Genomic DNA, 17,654 nt, shown 5'->3' with positions numbered 1-17,654 from the left:
CGGTCATACGGCCCTTCGAGGCCGCAGCCGATTGAGCCAGCCAAAATGCACATCAAGGCAACGCGTTGTCTGGTCGGTGTCACGGGTTCACCACGATGCGAACGGAGTCCGTCGCAAAGTCCACTGTAATCACGATCCAAGTGCTTCCGCCGCCGACGGCCGCGACAGCGTAGGTGCCCGCCGCGTTCCGCGTCGCGGCCGACACCGCAACGTCCGGATTGCGGGATGTCACGATCGCGCGGTCCATCGCGTGGACCAGCCCACTCAACAGGTGGTTGTTGGCGTCGCGTGATGTGCTCCGTACCGCGATCGTATCTCCGACGGCAACGGGCGATGCGTCGCAGGCGAGGGGCGCCGCCACGCTACCGCAGCTCAAGGTGAGCGTGCGGGCACGTTGGCCCACGACGATCTTCACACTAACCAGCACGCGAGCGCCGAACTGCGCGAAGATCGCCACCGGCTCGAACTCCGCCGTAAGAGCCGTGCTGGCGACGAACTCGCCGTCAAACAGCGAGAGGATAAGATGGCTCGGCGGCGGCGGCGCGGGCGCCGGCACCCCGTTGCGCGGATCCGTCGCTCCCCACTTGACGCTGGGGCTGAGCGACCCGAGGGGTGGATCGCGCTCCACGACTGCCGTGAAGCGCACCCCGCGGGCATCGACGGTGTCGGGAACACCCGTCAGGATCATCGGGTACGGAGCCCCGGGGTCGAATGGGTTGGTGCGGTCGTATGGCCCCATCATCTCGCAGGCGGCGAGCGGCAGGCAACACAGCAGCCACCGCAAGCGCCGCATCAGCGCCACTCCAGCGCAATGCCGACGCCTCGGGTCGCCGGCGCAATCCCCACGCGCCGCGACCGCGGCGCGCCGAGGTTTCGCATCTCCTTAATCCGCCGGTCGTGGCGATACTCGTAGACCACCGCCTCGATGGCCGCAAAGGCCCACGTCGCAGCCGCACCGATCAAGAGTGCGTTGCCGAACAGCCGCGCGTTCTCGGCTTTCTGGAAATCCGCCGCCGGCGGGACGCCGCCCGTGTAGTCATTCTTGAGGTACGCGTTGTACTTCGAACGCGAGTACGCGTGCGCACCCTGGGCGAGTGCGTAGGCGCCGACAGTGCCCATTAGCAGTGAAGTGCCGAAAGAGCGCCGCTCCGCCGTCGTGGCCTGCCCGCCGCCGGGAACCAGCGACGCCCCGAGCACCTTCCACAGCGGCACTGTCGTGCACCTCGCCGCCGGACGTGCCCGTTCGATGATCGCGTGCATCTCCTCCGGTGCCGACTGGGTCATCGTCAGGCAGGGGTAGTACTCGACGATGTCCTTGAGCAGCGACGTCGCGTCCTCGTCGTTGCCGTAGGCCACGAAGGTCGCGGCGGCCTGGAGCATCGCGTTGCGCGTCTCGCGGCGGCTGGGATGCGGCAGCCAAGCCAGGCGGCTCAGCGTGGTGGCGGTGGACCGGCCCCACTCGCCTGCCGCGAACTGAGCGTGCGCGCGCTGCAAGCCGGTGTCACGCGGCACCGGGAACTCCAGGTTCAGCCGCTCGAGCGGCGGCCGCCCGTCCGCGCCCAGCCGACGGGCGCGCCAAGGTTGGAACTGCGCCCACACCGCACGGCTCAGCTCCGGCGGCATCGGGAGGATGTCCGGCGCTTCCTCGCCGGGACTCCACACGAACAGCGACAGCGACGACGGCCGGCCGTCGTCGTAGGGTGCGAAGACCTCGGGCGACACGTACAGCCGCACCTGTCGCGTCTCGTCTTCCACCGCTTGTCCGACGACGTACTTCCGCACGGGTGCGCTGCCCAGTAGGTGCGCCTCCTGGAGTTCGCCGTCGCGCCGGAGCTCCGCCGTAACCGCGTCGAAGATGGGGTTGTAGCGCGCCGGCACACCGAACACCGCTCCGCGGGCCATCGCCGCAAAGCGCGTCAGCTCGCTGCGGGTGCATTCCATCCGCACCGGATCGGCCGGCAGCACCGTGAAGGCCACCACCGGCCGAGCTACCGTCGCCGAGTCGAAGGCCTCCCAGGCCCGCATCTCGGCGACGCTCTGCACCAAGGTGTCGGGGAGTTGCAGGGCGTCCCGGCAGCCGCGCGCGTGCCGCACGACCAGCGAGTCCTCCGAGAGCACATCCAGCGCCATCGGCGTGACGACCAGGACCTGGTAGCGCGCGCCGCGCAGCAGGAAGGCCGCACCGAAGCGGCCGTGGCTGCGCACTTCGCCACGCCACTCGATGAACGGTGCGTCGCCCAGGCCCGGCGTGAGAACCGAGTCGGGTGTCGTAGGGGCGCGCTCGGGGAGTTGCGCGTACGTCGGGGCGGCGACTGCGACCGCAAGCAACGCCGCCAATATCGTGGGGGTGGACCGCATATGCAGATTCTACCCCGCGAACCCGCGGGGCGTCAGGGAGCCCAGCGGACCCAGGGTCAGCTCACGCCTCCCGGACGAACATCTGCACCGCGCTCGCCCCGTCCGCATACTCGCGCACGCCCACCGGTACGTAGCCCATCGCCTCGTGGAACGCGATGGACACCGGATTCGGCGGCCGCAGGTTCACCTCCAGGGCCACGCGGGGCCAACGCCCGGGTAGCCACTCGTGCAGCGCCGTGTACATCGCGCGTCCCACCCCGCGCCGCTGTGTGCGTGGCGCCGTCACCACGCGGTCGAGATACAGGAACTCCGCGTACCGCGACGAGAACCACGCGTAGTTCTCGCTCCAGTAGTCCGTGCCTGACGGGATGCACAGCACGAAACCCGCGAGGCCTTCGGCATCCTCGGCCACCAGGTAGTAGGCCGCCATCGCCACGATGGTGCGGAGTTGCTCCGCGGTCAGCGCGTTGACGTGCGGCACCTGCGCATTGTTGAGCGCCAACACCGCCGCCTCGTCGGCGGCGGTGCCGGGCCGCAACACGAATCCGCTCACGCGGCGGGTTGCTCCGCGTCTAGTAGCACGTCGTCATCGGCCACCGGCCCGCGCGGAGCGGCCGGCAAGTCCGTGCTCGGCACCACCGGTTCCAAGCGGGCCGAGCGGAGTTGGGCGTTGAAGCGCGCCAGGTCCTCGCGGAGCACCTTGCCGAGACGGTCCGTCTGCACCTTCAGCATCGCCGAGACCTCTTCGTAGACGGCGACGGTCTGGTCGGTCGGGCGGTAGGGGCCCGACGACGCCACACCCACCAACGCCGCGATCTTGTTGTTGATGCGGATCGGGAAGTTGAGCGGATCCTGCGAGCTCTGGTTCCGCACTTGGTAGATCTCCTCCTCCACCGCCGCCAACTGGCGCAGCAACGCATCCGCGTTGCGGCGCAGGCGCGGCGCGGAAGCCACGCGCTCCTCGATCTGCGCGCGCACGTTGCGGATGGTGCGCACCGCATTGTTGGCCTCGGAGGTCTTGTCGCGCACCTGGATCAGGAAGTCGAACTGCGCCTGTAGGTCCGCGGCGGTGGCCGTGGTACGCGGATCGTTCAACAGGTTCACGCGCGCCGTCTGCGTCTCCGTGCCCACGGTCAGACGCACCGTGTACGTGCCCGCCGGCGCCACGGGGCCCAGCGTGCTGCCGGCCCACATAATCATCCCCGGGAACGTGACGGCGTCGGGGTAGCGCATATTCCACACGAACTGATTCAACCCGACGGCGTTGCCCGGCCGCTGCCCCGCACCGCCGCCGAATCCGCCCGGGCCGCCACCCTGCCCGCCCTGCCCGCCCTGCGGCGCGCGCACCGGCTGACCATCGTTCTCGTACGACTTGATCACGCTGCCGTCCGCCGCGAGGAACTCCAGCGTCACCGGCTGGTTGGCGCGCGAGAGGTGGTAGTACACGACCACGCCGCTCGGCGGGTTCTGGCCCGGCCGGCTGCCGCCAGCCTGCGCCCCGCCGCCGCCGCCGCCGAATCCACCGCCACCCCAGTTGATGCGATACGCATCGCGCGGCGTGAACAGGTGCGCGGGCTTCGCCAACTGCTCCGGGGTGACCTGCCGCAGCGCCGAGAGGTCGTCGAGGATCCAGAACGAACGGCCGTGCGTGCCGGCCACGAGATCGCCTTCCTTCACGACCAGGTCGTGCACCGGCACTGGCGGCAGGTTGCGCTGCAAGCGCTGCCAGTTGGCCCCGTCGTCGAAGCTCACCCACACGCCGCGTTCCGTGCCCGCGTACAGCAGTCCGCGGCGCTCGGGGTCGTGCCGGATCACGCGCGTGAACTCCTCGCCGGCGATGCCGTTCACGATCTTCGTCCAGGTCGCGCCGAAGTCGCTGGTCTTCCACAGCGAGGGCGCAAAGTCGTCGAGCTGGAAGCGGTTGGCGGCGACGTAGGCCGTGCCTTCGTCGAACGCAGAGGCATCGATGATGCTGATGCGCGCGAAGTCGCCGATGTCGCGCGGCGTGACGTTGCGCCAATTGGCGCCGCCGTCGCGCGTGATCCAGATGTAGCCATCGTCCGTGCCGGCCCACAGCACGTTGCGGTTCTTCGGCGACTCGGCCAGCGCGAAGATCGTGCCGTAGGTCTCGACGCCGGTCTGGTCCTTGGTGATCGGGCCCCCGGACGGACCCATCGTGCGCGGGTCGCGCCGAGCGAGCTCGGGTGAAATGATCGAGAAGCTCTGGCCTTCGTTGGTGCTCTTGAAGAGCACGCTGCCGGCGACGTAGAGCACCGAGGGATCGTGCTGCGACACCACGATCGGGAACGTCCACTGGAAGCGGAAACGGATGTCCTCCGAGCTGTGGCCCATCGGGTTCAGCGGCCAGGCGTTGATGTTGCGCTGCAGGCCGGTGCGCATATCCTTGCGCGTCAGGTATCCCGAGTAGCTACCGGCGTAGATGATGTCAGGAGTGGTGGGATGCGGCGTCACGTAGCCCGACTCGCCGCCACCGGCGTTCTGCCAGTCGCTGATCGTGATGTTGCCCTGCTTGCGGCTGGGGCCACAGAGGGTCGTGTTGTCCTGCTGTGCGCCGCAGACCTGGTACGGAAAGTGGTTGGTCACCGAGACGTGGTACATCTGCGCCGTGGCATACTCCTGCCCCGTCCACGTGCCGCCGCCGGTGAAGCTCACGTTGGCGCCGCCGTCGTTGGCCTGCACCATCCGCATCGGGTCGTTGGGCGCGATCCACATATCGTGGTTGTCGCCGTGCGGCACCTGGATCTGCTGGCGGAACGTGCGGCCCCCGTCGGTGCTGCGGAAGAACTGCACGTTGAGCCCGTAGACGACGTTCGTGTCCTTCGGGTCCGCGTAGATCTTGCTGTAGTACCAGGCGCGCTGGCGCAGCGAGCGGTCGCGGTTCAGCCACTCCCACGATTGCCCTCCGTCGTCCGAGCGGTACACGCCGCCCGAGTCGTTCTCGATGATGGCCCACACGCGCCGCGAGTTCGCCGGCGACACCGCGAGACCCACCTTGCCCCACACACCCTTCGGCAGGCCGCGGTTGGCCGTGAGCTCCGTCCACGTCGCGCCGCCGTCGGTGGTCTTGAGGATGCCGCCGCCCGGCCCGCCGGAGTTCAGCATCCAGGGCCGCCGGTACGCGTGCCAGAACGCCGCGTAGAGCGTGTTCGGGTCGTTCGGATCCATCACGAGGTCCGAGATGCCCGTGGAGTCGTTGCGGAACAGGATGCGCTGCCAGGTCTCGCCGCCGTCGGTGGTCTTGTAGACGCCACGCTCCGGGTTGTTGCCGAAGGCGTGCCCCAGCGCGCCTACATACACCGTGTTCGGGTCGGTGGGATGCACGCGCACGCGCGCGATGTGGCGCGTCTCGCGCAGCCCCATCAGGCGCCACGTGCGCCCGCCGTCGGTGGTCTTCCAGAGGCCGTCGCCGTGCGAGGTGTTGCCGCGGATGTGCGTCTCGCCGCCGCCGACGTACACGATGTCGGGGTTCGACTCCGCCACCGCGATCGCGCCGATCGTGCCGCCGAAGTAGGCGTCCGTCGCCGGCTGCCAGTTCATTCCGCCGTCGGTGGTCTTCCAGACGCCACCGCCCGTGGTGCCCATCCAGTACTCCAGCGGTCGCGCCGTCGAACCAGCCACGGCCACGGAGCGGCCGCCACGCGCGGGCCCGAGCTCGCGCCAGCGCAGCGCGCTGAAGGCCGAGCTGTCGATGCGCTGCGCGTCCAGCGCCGCGGCGGGAAGGCAGAGCAGCAGCGCGCTGGCCAGCGCGAGCGTACGAAGCGACCACGAGCGAGCAGACACGGGCACATCCTCCGACAAGGTGGGGAACCGCAAGGCCGCACACAGAGATTGTAGCAGGCAGCGAGGCGCGCCACGAGTAGATTGCCCCTGCGCCGCTGTTGTCTTCCGTCCTCCGTCCTCCGTCATTATGCGCCTCCCTACGCACGCCGCACTCATCCCGTTCGCCCTCGCCTCCCTCGCCTGCGGCGATCGGTCGGCCGCATCGGCAAACGCCCCCGTCGCCGTGCTCGCCGAGGGCCTCAGCACGCCCGAGTCCGTCCTCTGGGACGCCACCCGCAACGTCTGGTACGTGAGCAACATCAACGGGTCGCCGACGGCCAAGGACGGCAACGGCTACATCCTCCGCCTCACCGCAGACGGCGCGCGGATGGACTCGCTGCCGTACATCAACGGCGCCGACGCAGACATCACGCTGCACGCACCGAAGGGAATGGCGCTGGTGGCCGACACGCTATGGGTGGCCGACATCGACGCCCTGCGCGCCTTCGACGTGAACACGGGCAAGGCCGTGACCACCCTCGAGCTCTCGGCGCAGGGCGCAACCTTCCTCAACGACGTCGCTGCGGGGCCAGACGGCCGCATCTATATTACTGACAGCGGCATCGCGTTTGCCAGCGACGGCTCCGTGACGCATCCCGGCAAGAGCCGCGTCTTCGTGCTCGACGGACGCAACGCGCGCGAGGCCGTCGTGCTGCCCGCCCAGAGCGCGGCCAACGGCATCGCCCGGGACGCCGCGAACAGCCGCTGGCTCATTGTCGGCTTCAACTCGCAGAACATCTTTGCGTGGAGCGGCGGACGCGATTCGGTCACCGTCGTCGGCACCGGCCCCGGCGGCGGCGATGGCCTCGTCTTCCTCGCCGATGGCCGCGCGCTGTACTCTAGCTGGGCCGATTCGTCGCTCACCGTGTTCGCCGACGGCGTGAGCACGCAGCTCCGCTCCGGGCTCAACGCCCCCGCCGACCTCGGCTACGATCCGGCGCGCCGCCTCGTCGCCGTGCCGCTCTTCCTCGACAACCGCGTTGAGTTCTGGACGGTCAAGTAAGCCGATGGCGCTGCGCCCCTTCACCCCGGAGTGGGCCGACGCGTTCCGCGCGGTCGTGTCCGCCGACGCCGCCTATCGCGCCGCCGCGGCCAAGTGGACCTGGCCGCTGGCGTTGGTCCTGCGCCCGGCGCCGGAGTACGGGTATCCCGACGCCTTGGCGATGGAACTCGCGCTCGACCGCGGCAATTGCCACGCGGCCAGCATCGTCGCCGCGAATGACGTGACGGCCGAGTTGGTGCTCAGCGCGCCCTACGCCGTGTGGAAGTCGGTCGTGCGCGGTGAGCTCGATCCCATCGTCGGCGTGACGCGCGGGGCGATTGCCGTGCAGGGGCCGCTCACGATGCTGATGATGCACGCCAAGGCGGCGATGGCCTTGCTCGCGTGTGCGCAGGCCGTGCCTTCCACGTTTCCCGACGACGCCTGAACTGACGGACCGGCGCGTCAGTTGGGCGCGTCTTGTCCGCAGGGTTCCTGGATTGCGTTCAATCCACCGCTCAGTCGGGTACCGGCGCGCGTGACGGTGACATCGCCGCGCGCAGTGACCAGCACGAGCGTGTCCCCGCTGGCGCGCCGAATCTCCGGCGCCTCGAGCACACCGGCGAGTTCCGGCGGCGCGCTCACACGCCAGCAGCCGGGCAAGGTCGGCAACGGCGGCGGGGCGGGCGCCGCAGCGGCGGACGTCGGCACAGCGTCGCGCGCGAGCGCCCCGCGCGGCGAGTCTGCGGCAAGCTGCGCGCGGCGCGCGGCGGCATCCTGCACGCGTTCGCGCGACGCCGCTTCCTCGACGGCCCGGCGCTTCGCGGCGTCTACTTCACCGCGTGCCGCAGGCGCGGAGGGATCCGCCAGGGCAGGCGCAGTGGTGGTCGGCGCGGGAGTGGTTGGCGCAGCGGCGGTGGCAGCGACCGAAGGCGCAGCAGGCGTCGTCGCCGCCCCCTGGCCCTGCGCTTGACTCAGCCCACCCGCCGGCGGCACCTCGCGCGGCGACTGTAGCAGCTGGCGATCGTTCGCGATCTGCACGCCGGGCGCGGTGTCGAATGCCGCCGGCAATGCGTCCGTTGACGGCATCGTCACGGTTGCAAACGGCTCCGTGCTCTTCTCACGCAGCACGTACGCCGTCCCGGCGACCAGCACGAGCCCCGCCGCCAGTCCCGCCCACGACGGCACGGCGCGACGGCGTTGACGCGGCGCGGACGCCGCTGACGGCGCAGCGCTCGGCGTCGCCCGAGGCACGGCATCCAGTGCGCCCACAATGCGCGAGCTCGCCGCAATCAACCCGCGCGCTTCCGCGACCGCGGCGGCCCACGCCGGATCACTCGCCACCAGCGCTTCGATGCGCGCCGATTCCTCCCGCGTGCACTCGCCATCCAACCACTGATGGATCAGCCCTTCATCAGGACGCGACATTCGCGCCTCCTCGGCCATCGGCCGCCAAAGCTTCATAGGACTCCGCCAAGCGGCGCCGCGCACGCGAGAGCGTGGTGCCCACGGAGCTCTTCTCGATGCCGAGCACGTCGGCGATCTCCTGATAGTCCAAGCCTTCTTCCTTCAAGAGCAGCGCCTGCCGGTCCCGTTCGCCGAGCGTCGCCAGGGCCTGCCGCGCGAATCGCAACTGCTCGGCGCGCGCTTGCGTCTGCTCGAGCTCCGACTCCTCGGCGTCGTGCGTCGCGCGCACCTCATCGGCCAGCAGCTCCAGGTGCCGACGGTTGCGTGCGTCGCGCCGCGCTCCGTCGCGCACCAGGTTGTGTGCCACCGCAAACAGCCAGGCCCGTTCGTTCACGATCGTCTCCTGCCGCAGGGCCCGGACGAACGTCTCTTGCGCCACGTCTTCCGCCCAGTCGCGATCGCCCAGACGGCGCGTGAGATACCGCACCAGCGTCGCGTGGTAGGTGACGAAGAGACGTTCAGCCGTGTCCATCGGCGCCTACCAGTCCCGGGCCGCGGCGGCGAGGTCCGCCGCCGAGAGGCGCTCGACGCCGTCGGCCGCGAGGACCAGGGTCACCGCGCGTCCGCGCGCTTCGACGCGGTCGCCCAGCGCAAAGATCTCCCGGAGTTCCGGCGTCCGCTCCATAAGCGCGAAGTATGCATCCGAGTACGGGCGTACGCGCAGGGTGCGTGCTGCCGCGCCCGCCGCTCTCGTGTCCACCCACGTGCTGTCGCGCAGCACGAAGCTCCGCGAGGCCGTGCGCTTCGCGCGCGTGGGATCCATCATCGCGTCCTGCGACGCGACGCTGCGCGCGGCACGCTGCTCCGAGGCCGCGCGGGCCTGCTCGAAGGCCGCGTCACGCGGCGCCGCCGTCGGGCTCGCCATCGACCCCATTCCGCGACCGCCACGCACGTCCGCCGACGGCGGCGGCGGGGCCATCATCCCAGGCTCAAGCACCAAGTACGACGTGAACGCCGTCGGGATGCCCCAAGTCTCGCCCAGACCCTTGATCTCGTCGTCCAGCTCCGGCGACGGGCCGTTGCGACGGCGCTCGGCGCTGAGCCAGCCCACGCGCTGCGTGGCCCAGAGGCGCCCGACAAAGGCATCCTGCGAGCGCTGCTCGGGGAAGAGCGCGGTGGTCGACCAGGTCACGTCACCGTTGGCGCCGCGTCCCACGACCGTGATGCGTGCCGAGGGCGCCGCGCCGGTGTAGCGCGCTAGCACCGTCAGCTCCTGGCCGGCAAAGAGATCGATGCGCCCTGCCGGCATCACTTGCTGCAACGTCACGCCCTCGGCGCGCAGGCGGATGTCCGTCGCCACCGGCTGCGTGATGCGCTGGGCCACGACGCCGACGACGCGCTCGACGTCTTCCTGCGGCCGCACGAAATGCGCCGTGCCCGCGCCGTCGAGCGCCAACTGCTCGAGCAGGCCGGCGTTGACGTCCGCGCCCAACCCGAACGTGAAGATGCGGCGCTCGCCACGGCGTTCGGCTGCACGCGCCGCCAGCCGCGCCGGATTGCGCTCACCCACCGTCGGCTCACCGTCGGTGAGGAACAGCACCAAGCCGAGTCGGCCGGCCGGCGTCTGGACCTCCAGTGCGCGCTCCAGTGCACCAGCGATATTCGTGCCACCCGTCGCGGCGAGCCCGTCCAACCAGCTCTCCGCGCGCTCGAGCGTTGCGCGGTTCACCGTGCTCCAGCCATCGGCGAAGTCGGTGACGTCACCCGAGAAGGCCACCAAGCGGAAGCGATCGCCGCTGCGCAGCGAGTTCAGCAGTTGACGGCCGGCCGCCTTCGCCTGCGCCAGCTTGCCGCCGCTCATCGAGCCGGAGACATCGATCACGAAGGTCACGTCGCGCGGCGTGCTGGCGGTCGTGCGCGCCGGTGGCGTGAGCGTGATGAGCACATAGCCTTCGTTGCGGCGCGGCGCGTGCGTAAGCACCGTCATCGCCGATCCGCGGGCGCGCACCGGCAGCAACAGCGTGACCGTCCCGACGGCGTCCTTGGCCAGCAGTTCGCGGAACTCGCCGGCCCGCGCGGTCTCGGTCTGGTGCGTCGGCGACCACGCGTCCCCGAACTGCTCGTCCACCGGCCAGCGCAAGCGCAGCGCGGTGCCGCTGGCGGCCGTGCCTTGGCCGCGCGGCGCCGGCACGTCGATGCGCAGCGCATCGCCCTCGCGCTCGGCCACGGCGCGGTACCGCACCGTCACCGTGCGCGTCTCGCCTGGTTGGATCGGGAAGATGCGCGTGCGCAGCACGCCGTGGTCCATCCACTCCACCAGCGCCGGATCGCGCTGGCGGCGGACGATCTCTTCATAGATGCGCCGCGCCTCGCCGGCGTTGCGGATCTCGCCGTTGACCATCTCGCCGTCGATCATCAGCGCGAGGTCCTCGAAGGCCGCCCCGCGCGGGAGCGGCAACACGTAGTCCGCTTCGCCCAACGTGCGGCCACGGTTCGTCCAGCGCTCAGTGACCTCGTAACGCAACACGCGCCCGTCGAGCGTGACGTTCACCTCGCGCCCCGTGCGCACGACGCCCGTGGAGGCGACGCCGCAAGGCGGCGGGAGGCAGGGCGCCGCGACGCAGACGCGCTGCTCGCAGCGCGGTTCCACCACCTGGGCGCTGGCGGCGGGGGCGGTGAGCACGGCGGCGGAAATGAGGGTCAGCAGACGGCGGAACACGAGGGGACTCCCGGCTTAGGTTGCCAAGGAGACGCCGGCCGCCGCCGGACTTGCACACCTAGGCCGGAAGATCCTCGTCCTGGGCCTTTACGAGCCGGGTCGGTGTGCGCTCGATCACACGCACCGCCAGCAGGTTCTGGTCCGCACGGTTCATCGTCGACATCAGGCTCTCGCCGGGCTCGCGCAGCGCCGACCCCAGGCTGAACGGCACCGGTGCGGTGCGCAGGGCAGCCTGCCGCAGACGGTCGCAGACCATCTCCACCTGCGCCTGCCGTGCCCCGCGCAAGACAATCACGAACTCGTCGCCGCCCACGCGCACCACCGGCTCCTCGGCGCGCACCTGCCGCATCAGGAACCGGCTCATCCGGATCAGCGTGTTGTCGCCCATCTGGTGGCCGTGCGTGTCGTTGTACTGCTTGAAATGGTCGATGTCGATGAACAGGCAGCCCCAGCTCTCGTCCCCGACGCTGAGCACCGCATCCAGCTCGCTGAGGTACCGTCGGTTGTAGCAACCGGTGAGCGGATCGCGCTGGCTTTGCTGCCGCAGCTCCTCTTCCATCGCCTTGCGCTGCGTGATGTCCACGAGAATGCCGTGGAAGAGCGTCTCGCCAGTGGCGACGTCGCGCAGCGAGTACATCGTATCCAGCACCGTGAGCAGGCTGCCGTCCGGACGTACCAGTTGCAGCTCGAAGTCGCGCACGAAGCCCTCGCGTTCGACGAGGTCGAGCTCCTGCAGCCGCCGCGAGGGATCGACGACCATCTCGTTGGCGCCGTAGGCGCGCAGGTCGTCGAGCGAGCGCACGCCCATCAGCTGGAAGAACGCCGGGTTGGCGTCGAGCACGTTGCCGCGCGAGTCGGTGATGTAGATCGCCTCGCGCAGGTTCGCGACCAGCGAGCGCAGGCTCTCAAGGTCCTGCAAGGACCGGAACCGTGGTGGATTCACGCCAGCACCGCCTCCCGCGCCTCCCACTGGCGCATCATCCCGATGAAGGCGGTGGCGGCTTCGAGGTCGAAGTCCGGTCCAGCGCCCGATTCAATCTGCTTCAGCACACGCTCCGCATCCCAGGCTTCGCGGTACGGCCGCTTGGTGCGCAGGGCATCGTACACATCGCAGACGTGCACCAACTTGCTCGCGGCGTGCACGCCACGCTCGAAGTGCCGCTGGGGATAGCCCTGCCCGTTGATCATGATGTGGTGCTCATACGCGACGGCCGCCGCGAGGTCGAGGTCACGGTCGCTCTCATAGATGATCTTTGCCCCATCGACGGGGTGCCGCCGCATAATCACCCACTCTTCGTCCGTCAGCTTGCCCGGCTTGGTCAGCACCTCCAGCGGGATGCGCACCTTGCCGAGGTCGTGGAGCAGGCCGGCCACGCCGAAGGCCCGCACGTCGCTGGGCCCCATCCCCATCCACTCGGCCAACGCCATCGTCAGCACCGAGACGTTCAGCGAGTGCGTCGTCGTGTACTGGTCGAACTCCTTGAGTTGCAGGAGCGGCAGCACGAGGTTCCGGTCGCCGTGCATCGCCAGCGAGAGCGAGCGCACCACCGATTCCGCCTCGAACAGCGGCAGCTCGCCCGTCTCCTGCACCTCCTTGTGCATCCACTCCACGGTCTCGGCTTCCTCGCCGAGCGTGTAGGTGAAGTTCGTGGTCGACGCCGGGATGATCAGCTTCTGCTCATCGGCGCCTTTCACGCCGATGGCGCCGAACTTGATCGTCGAGCGCTTCTCCGGACTGCGCGTACTGGAGTCGATGGCCTGCAGCGTGATGCGCGCCAGCACCTCCTCGAGGAAAAGCTCGAACTCTTCGCGCGACGTGCCGCGGGCGAACTCCACGCGCTGCACGCCGGCATTGGCGAGGCGCAGGCCCCAGTCCCAATCGCCGAGCTCGCGCAGTGCCAGCTCGCCGTAGACCACGTCCTGACCCAAGAACGAGAAGCGCGGCTTGGGGTCCGTCTCCTGGAGCAGCGAGAGCCGCTCATAGGCTTGGTCCACGCCGCGCGCGCGCGCCGGATGCCCTTCGGAGTACAGCGACATCGTCGCCAGCGCCTGGGCGAAACTCGTCAGGAACTTGACCGCTTCCGTCATTAGGTCTCTGCCTCAGGGGTGGTGGCCATCGGGAGTTGACGGGCGCTCATTTGGGACGCCGCGGCAATCTCTGGGTCGCCGCTGGCTGCGGCCAACTGCAGCGGCAGGCGCGCCGCTTCGTGCTCACGCCAGTGAATCGCCAGCCCCTCGAGCGCCGCCAACATCTCTGGAGTCTTGCCCACCAGGGTCTCTCGCCTGAGCAGCTTGCCCGTCTTCACGACGCGTCCGGCCAGCCACGTGGGCGTATCCGGCGCACGAGAGGAGCTCAGCGCACGGATGCCTAGCGCTCGCAGGTCCGGCGCGAGCAGGGCCTCGTCGGCCCGCGCGCGGAGCACGAGGGCCGCGTCGCGCGGGCAGTTCGTCATCGCCGCACCGAGTCCAAGCCGCACGTTTCCTTCGTCCGCATCGGCGAGCGCCCGCACGATCGCCGCGTCGCGCGAGGTGACGTTGCGCAACAACTGCCGCAGGGCTTCACGGCGCACGGGTGCGTCGGGGTGGTCCATCCATTGCGTGGCATCATAACCGCTCTCCCACTCTGGGTGCCGGCCCAGCAGAGAGAGCAACGGACGCACCAAGCTCCAGCGCAAGCCCGAGAGCCGCTTGAGCAGCTCCGGACCCACCGGCGCACCGATGCGCCCGAGCAAGTCGACCAATGCCGCCTGCCGCTTCTCGTCGCGAGCCTCCTCCAGCGCATCGAGGATCGGCTCGGCTGCCGCGACGCTCATCCGTCGCACCATCCGTTCGAGGTTCTGTAGCGGCAAAGGGTCCCGCTCCAACTGCAGCCGTAACCGCGGCGGCGTCGCCACGTGCCGCCACAGCGTATCGCGCATCCAAACGGATGGCGCGTTATCTACGAGGTTCAGCAACGGGGCAACGTCCGGACGCGATGCCATCACGTCGGCCGACCGCCAGACCTGCTCGCTCAGGGTCTCGATCTCCAATCCCATCGCCAGCAAGCGCTCGGGCTCAATCGGAAAGCTATGCTCCGCCTTTCGCAGCGTCGGCTCGGCGGCCGCCATCTTTTCCAGCGCCACGCGATAGCCATCGGGATTCGGATCGTCGAGCTGCCAGCCTTCCAGCAACTTCTTCACCTGGTCACGCAGCGCTCCGTCAGCCTGCGCGCGCGTCATCACTGGCCCAGACTCCGCGTGCGCCGCCAGTTTCGCGAGCATCCGCACCATCGAGTGCGAGACGTTCTGGCCAGACGTCTCCGATGCCGCCCGCACCAACTCCACCACCGCGTCCAACGCCATTCCCTGCGCCGCATCCATCACAAACTTCTGCTGCTGTTTGCGGTTGCCGCCCATCTGCACCAACCGCTCCAATGTTTGCGGCGAGAGTTGCGCGATGAGTTGCGAAATGCGTCGCTGCAGCGCGGCCGCGTCGCGCCCGCTCTTGTGCTTGAGCTCCTCGGCGATCTGCAGCAGGTAGCCCACCACGACTTGGTCGTAGGCCGCATCGCGCTTGTGCTCCTCGATAGCCTGTGCGACCACCGACGGGTCCACGCCGGCCGGATCGTCCGTGTCGAGTTTCTCCAACTGCGACACCAACGCAGCGCGCGCCAACCCGACCCACAGGGCCGCCGAACGACTGCCCGACGCTCGCGAGCCCTCGTCGTCCCCCGCGCCCGCGTCGTCCTCGAGCAACTGCAGTTGCGCAAAGGTCAGCGGAAACAACCGGATGTGCGGCCACTGCGTCAGGACGTCGGGGCCTTCGAGGCCCAGCGGACGCGGCAGCCGCCCGGCATCCACCGACACCGTCGCGAGCATATCCGTCAGCTCGTCTTCGGTGACACCGGCGCTGAACTTCACCGCACCCAGATGATGCTTGTGCAAGCGGTTCGCTAACTCACGCAGCACCGGATTGCCGTCATCGGTGGCCACGCCCTCGATGATCAACTGGTGCCGCGCCACGCCCAGCGATAAGGCATCGCGCTCGCGCAACAGCGTCGCCAGCCGCGAACTCAGCTCCGAGGTGGTGTTCTCGAGCAGCGGATGCCCGGCCGGATAGATCGCGTGCTTGTGCAGCCCGATCGAAAACTCGATCAGGAAATCCGAAAGCTCCCGCGAGAGCGTCGCGGATTCGCCGACCGTCGTCAAACGGGACATTGCGGCAAATATGCGCAGATGGCGCACGAACAGCCAATCATTAGAACAGGCGCTGGCTCGGCCGTCCGGCTCCGCCTATATATCTCCGGCGTGCGCACACCCGCCCCGCTTTCCGAGTCGCGCCGCGCCACGCTCGCTGCCATTGCGGAGGCCGTGGTACCGCACGCCTTCGGCGATCCGGCCCGTGCGGCCGCCCTCGTCGACGCGCTGCTCGCCCGCCTCGCGGGCCTCGAAGCCCGCAAACGTCGTGACCTCGGCTACGCCATCGCCATCCTCGGGGCGCGACCGGCGTCCGTCTTCGCCGGCCAACGGCCCCTGCGCTTCGAGCGCCAGCCGCTCGCCGCACGCCAGCGCATCCTCGAGGCCTGGGCATTCGCCCGCCTCCCCGTGATGCGCAGCATCGTCCAATCCCTGCGCCGGCTCGTGCTACTGGTGGAGTATTCCAGCGAGGCGGCGCAACGTGAGGTCGGGTACCGCGGCGCATACCACACGCGCGGCCCAGCCGTCCCCTGGGAAGGCGCCCTCCCCGGCAACCCCAGTGACGCCGAGCCAGTCGCGCGCGCCGCCATTCCCGAGGCCGCGCATCGTCCTGTACCGCGCACGAGCTCGCTCTCACCGCTCGTGCTCGATGGCAACGACCTGCGCGCCGATGCCGTCGTCATCGGGACCGGAGCCGGCGGCGCCACCGCCGCAGCGCGCCTCGCCGAGGCCGGACTCGACGTCATCATCGTCGAGCGCGGCGAGCTACTCAGCGGCGCAGACTTCGACGAGCGCGAAGGCCCGCTCTTCGAACGCCTCTACGCCGACGGCGGTCTGCGCACTACCGACGACCTCGGCGTGTCCATCGTGCAGGGCGTGGCTGTCGGTGGCAGCACGACCGTCAACTGGATGCTGATGCTGCGCACGCCGGATTGGGTCCTGGACGAATGGACCCGGCGGCACGGCAGCGAGGGGATGGATCCGGCGACAATGGAAAAGGTGTTCGCGCGCATCGAGTCCGAGCTGCACGCGCGCCCCGTGCCCGACGACGCGCACTCGCCCAACAATCGCATCGTCCTCGACGGCGCCACGGCACTCGGCTGGCGTGCACGGGCCGCCGCGATCAACGCGCGCGGCTGCGTGCGCACCGGCTTCTGCGGCTACGGTTGCCGGACCGGCGCCAAGCAGGGCACCCTCGAGACCTACCTGCCTCGCGCGGTCGCGGCCGGCGCGCGCCTCGTCACGCACGCCCGCGCCGAGCGCATCGAGCTCACTGAACGCGGCGGCGCCTTCCCCACCAAGCGCGTGGTGCTGCGCCACACACCGCCCAATGGACGCGCCCGCGACCTTGGAATCGAAGCCAAGGTCGTCGTCGTCGCGGCAGGAGCCGTGGGCACTCCGGTGCTGCTGCAGCGCTCCGGGCTCGGCGGCGGGGCGGTGGGCAAGTACCTGCGCCTGCATCCCACCACGGGCCTGCTCGGCCGCTATGATCGCGAGATCTACGCCGCCGGCGGCATCCCGATGTCCACCATCTGCGACGAATTCCATCAGCTCGACGCCAACGGCTACGGCGCCTGGATCGAGACGCCGCCGATGCACCCCGCCCTCGCCGCCACCGCCTGCCCTGGCATCGGCGCCCCACACCGCGCCTTGATGCAGGACTTCCGGAACACCGGCACGCTCATCGTCCTGACCCGCGACGGCGCTGACCGCGGCATCTCCAATGGCGACGTCCGTGCCCGCCGAGACGGCTCCGTCTCGATCCGCTACGCCCTTGGGAGGCAGGACCGCGCCCACGTGCAGGCCGGGCTCGAGGCCGCAGCCCAACTGCACTTTGCCGCCGGGGCGCGCGAGGTCATCTCCGGGCACAGCCGGCCTGTCATTCTCCGCTCGCCCGGCGAGGTCCACCGCCTGCGCGACCGCCCGCTGGGCCCCTGCGACATCCCGATGTTCTCGGCGCACGTCAACGGCACCTGCCGGATGGGGACCGATCGCCGCAGCGCCGGCACCGACCCGCACGGCGAGCGCTTCGGGGCCCCGGGAGTGTTCGTGGCTGATGGGTCGCTGCTGCCCACCGCGCCGGGCGTGAATCCGCAGGAGACCATCTTCGCCGTCAGCACAATCATCGCCGAGCGCATCGCATCACGGGTGAGGACTGGGTAATTTCAAGGCTCGC

13 protein-coding genes are annotated in these 17,654 nt (G+C 69.7%); 3 read left to right on the top strand and 10 right to left on the bottom strand.

Annotation, left to right across the window (positions count from 1 at the left end):
• Positions 1 to 79: 79 nt before the first annotated feature.
• The 4 genes from KF689_13915 to KF689_13900 all read right to left on the bottom strand — a co-directional run bounded on the left by KF689_13915 (position 80) and on the right by KF689_13900 (position 6,285).
• A complete protein-coding gene (locus tag KF689_13915; protein MBX3134473.1) occupies positions 80 to 793 on the bottom strand; it encodes a hypothetical protein in 714 nt (237 codons plus the stop codon).
• On the bottom strand, positions 793 to 2,358 hold the full coding sequence (locus tag KF689_13910) for a hypothetical protein (protein ID MBX3134472.1): 1,566 nt from the start codon (positions 2,356 to 2,358) through the stop codon (positions 793 to 795). Before KF689_13910 ends, KF689_13915 begins: the two co-directional genes overlap by 1 nt.
• 61 nt (positions 2,359 to 2,419) lie before the next feature.
• The gene (locus KF689_13905) at positions 2,420 to 2,911 is read right to left on the bottom strand and encodes a GNAT family N-acetyltransferase (GenBank protein MBX3134471.1); all 492 of its coding nucleotides are present in this window, start codon (positions 2,909 to 2,911) and stop codon (positions 2,420 to 2,422) included.
• The gene (locus KF689_13900) at positions 2,908 to 6,285 is read right to left on the bottom strand and encodes a glycosyl hydrolase (GenBank protein MBX3134470.1); all 3,378 of its coding nucleotides are present in this window, start codon (positions 6,283 to 6,285) and stop codon (positions 2,908 to 2,910) included. The genes KF689_13905 and KF689_13900 overlap by 4 nt, the downstream gene beginning before the upstream one ends.
• 1 nt (position 6,286) lies before the next feature.
• Here KF689_13900 and KF689_13895 point away from each other — a divergent pair, with 1 nt between their 5' ends.
• Together KF689_13895 and KF689_13890 are read left to right on the top strand one after the other, a co-directional pair.
• Positions 6,287 to 7,201, top strand: coding sequence for an SMP-30/gluconolactonase/LRE family protein (locus tag KF689_13895; GenBank protein MBX3134469.1), 915 nt, complete (start codon positions 6,287 to 6,289; stop codon positions 7,199 to 7,201).
• A 4-nt stretch (positions 7,202 to 7,205) separates the two neighbouring features.
• On the top strand, positions 7,206 to 7,625 hold the full coding sequence (locus KF689_13890) for an SCP2 sterol-binding domain-containing protein (protein MBX3134468.1): 420 nt from the start codon (positions 7,206 to 7,208) through the stop codon (positions 7,623 to 7,625).
• Between the two features lie 17 nt (positions 7,626 to 7,642).
• On the opposite strand, the gene KF689_13885 is transcribed toward KF689_13890, so the two are convergent.
• The 6 genes from KF689_13885 to KF689_13860 are packed head-to-tail and all read right to left on the bottom strand — an operon-like array spanning position 7,643 to position 15,499.
• The gene (locus KF689_13885; GenBank protein MBX3134467.1) at positions 7,643 to 8,605 is read right to left on the bottom strand and encodes a hypothetical protein; all 963 of its coding nucleotides are present in this window, start codon (positions 8,603 to 8,605) and stop codon (positions 7,643 to 7,645) included.
• Positions 8,592 to 9,116, bottom strand: coding sequence for a sigma-70 family RNA polymerase sigma factor (locus tag KF689_13880; GenBank protein ID MBX3134466.1), 525 nt, complete (start codon positions 9,114 to 9,116; stop codon positions 8,592 to 8,594). The genes KF689_13885 and KF689_13880 overlap by 14 nt, the downstream gene beginning before the upstream one ends.
• A gap of 6 nt (positions 9,117 to 9,122) precedes the next feature.
• A complete protein-coding gene (locus tag KF689_13875) occupies positions 9,123 to 11,303 on the bottom strand; it encodes a VWA domain-containing protein (GenBank protein MBX3134465.1) in 2,181 nt (726 codons plus the stop codon).
• 58 nt (positions 11,304 to 11,361) lie between these two features.
• Complete coding sequence (locus tag KF689_13870; protein MBX3134464.1) at positions 11,362 to 12,246, bottom strand: GGDEF domain-containing protein; 885 nt, start codon at positions 12,244 to 12,246, stop codon at positions 11,362 to 11,364.
• A complete protein-coding gene (locus KF689_13865; GenBank protein ID MBX3134463.1) occupies positions 12,243 to 13,391 on the bottom strand; it encodes an HD domain-containing protein in 1,149 nt (382 codons plus the stop codon). Before KF689_13865 ends, KF689_13870 begins: the two co-directional genes overlap by 4 nt.
• Positions 13,391 to 15,499 carry a hypothetical protein gene (locus KF689_13860; GenBank protein MBX3134462.1) on the bottom strand — a complete coding sequence of 703 codons (2,109 nt, stop codon included), beginning with the start codon at positions 15,497 to 15,499 and terminating at the stop codon, positions 13,391 to 13,393. The genes KF689_13865 and KF689_13860 overlap by 1 nt, the downstream gene beginning before the upstream one ends.
• 90 nt (positions 15,500 to 15,589) lie before the next feature.
• Between KF689_13860 and KF689_13855 the strand changes: the two genes are divergently transcribed.
• Positions 15,590 to 17,641, top strand: coding sequence for a GMC family oxidoreductase (locus KF689_13855; GenBank protein ID MBX3134461.1), 2,052 nt, complete (start codon positions 15,590 to 15,592; stop codon positions 17,639 to 17,641).
• Positions 17,642 to 17,654 lie beyond the last annotated feature (13 nt).

The sequence above is a fragment of the Gemmatimonadaceae bacterium genome, assembly GCA_019637355.1.
Lineage (GTDB): Bacteria > Gemmatimonadota > Gemmatimonadetes > Gemmatimonadales > Gemmatimonadaceae > Pseudogemmatithrix.
The sequence above is the reverse complement of the archived record's forward strand: the minus strand, read 5'-3'. Positions and strand labels throughout refer to the sequence as shown.

Excerpts from the sequence above, each read along its gene's own strand:
- KF689_13865 (MBX3134463.1), bottom strand. The coding sequence starts at position 13,391 with ATGACGGAAGCGGTCAAGTTCCTGACGAGTTTCGCCCAGGCGCTGGCG.
- KF689_13895 (MBX3134469.1), top strand. The coding sequence starts at position 6,287 with ATGCGCCTCCCTACGCACGCCGCACTCATCCCGTTCGCCCTCGCCTCC.
- KF689_13885 (MBX3134467.1), bottom strand. The coding sequence starts at position 8,605 with ATGTCGCGTCCTGATGAAGGGCTGATCCATCAGTGGTTGGATGGCGAG.
- KF689_13900 (MBX3134470.1), bottom strand. The coding sequence starts at position 6,285 with ATGACGGAGGACGGAGGACGGAAGACAACAGCGGCGCAGGGGCAATCT.
- KF689_13890 (MBX3134468.1), top strand. The coding sequence starts at position 7,206 with ATGGCGCTGCGCCCCTTCACCCCGGAGTGGGCCGACGCGTTCCGCGCG.
- KF689_13860 (MBX3134462.1), bottom strand. The coding sequence starts at position 15,499 with ATGTCCCGTTTGACGACGGTCGGCGAATCCGCGACGCTCTCGCGGGAG.
- KF689_13880 (MBX3134466.1), bottom strand. The coding sequence starts at position 9,116 with ATGGACACGGCTGAACGTCTCTTCGTCACCTACCACGCGACGCTGGTG.
- KF689_13910 (MBX3134472.1), bottom strand. The coding sequence starts at position 2,358 with ATGCGGTCCACCCCCACGATATTGGCGGCGTTGCTTGCGGTCGCAGTC.
- KF689_13915 (MBX3134473.1), bottom strand. The coding sequence starts at position 793 with ATGCGGCGCTTGCGGTGGCTGCTGTGTTGCCTGCCGCTCGCCGCCTGC.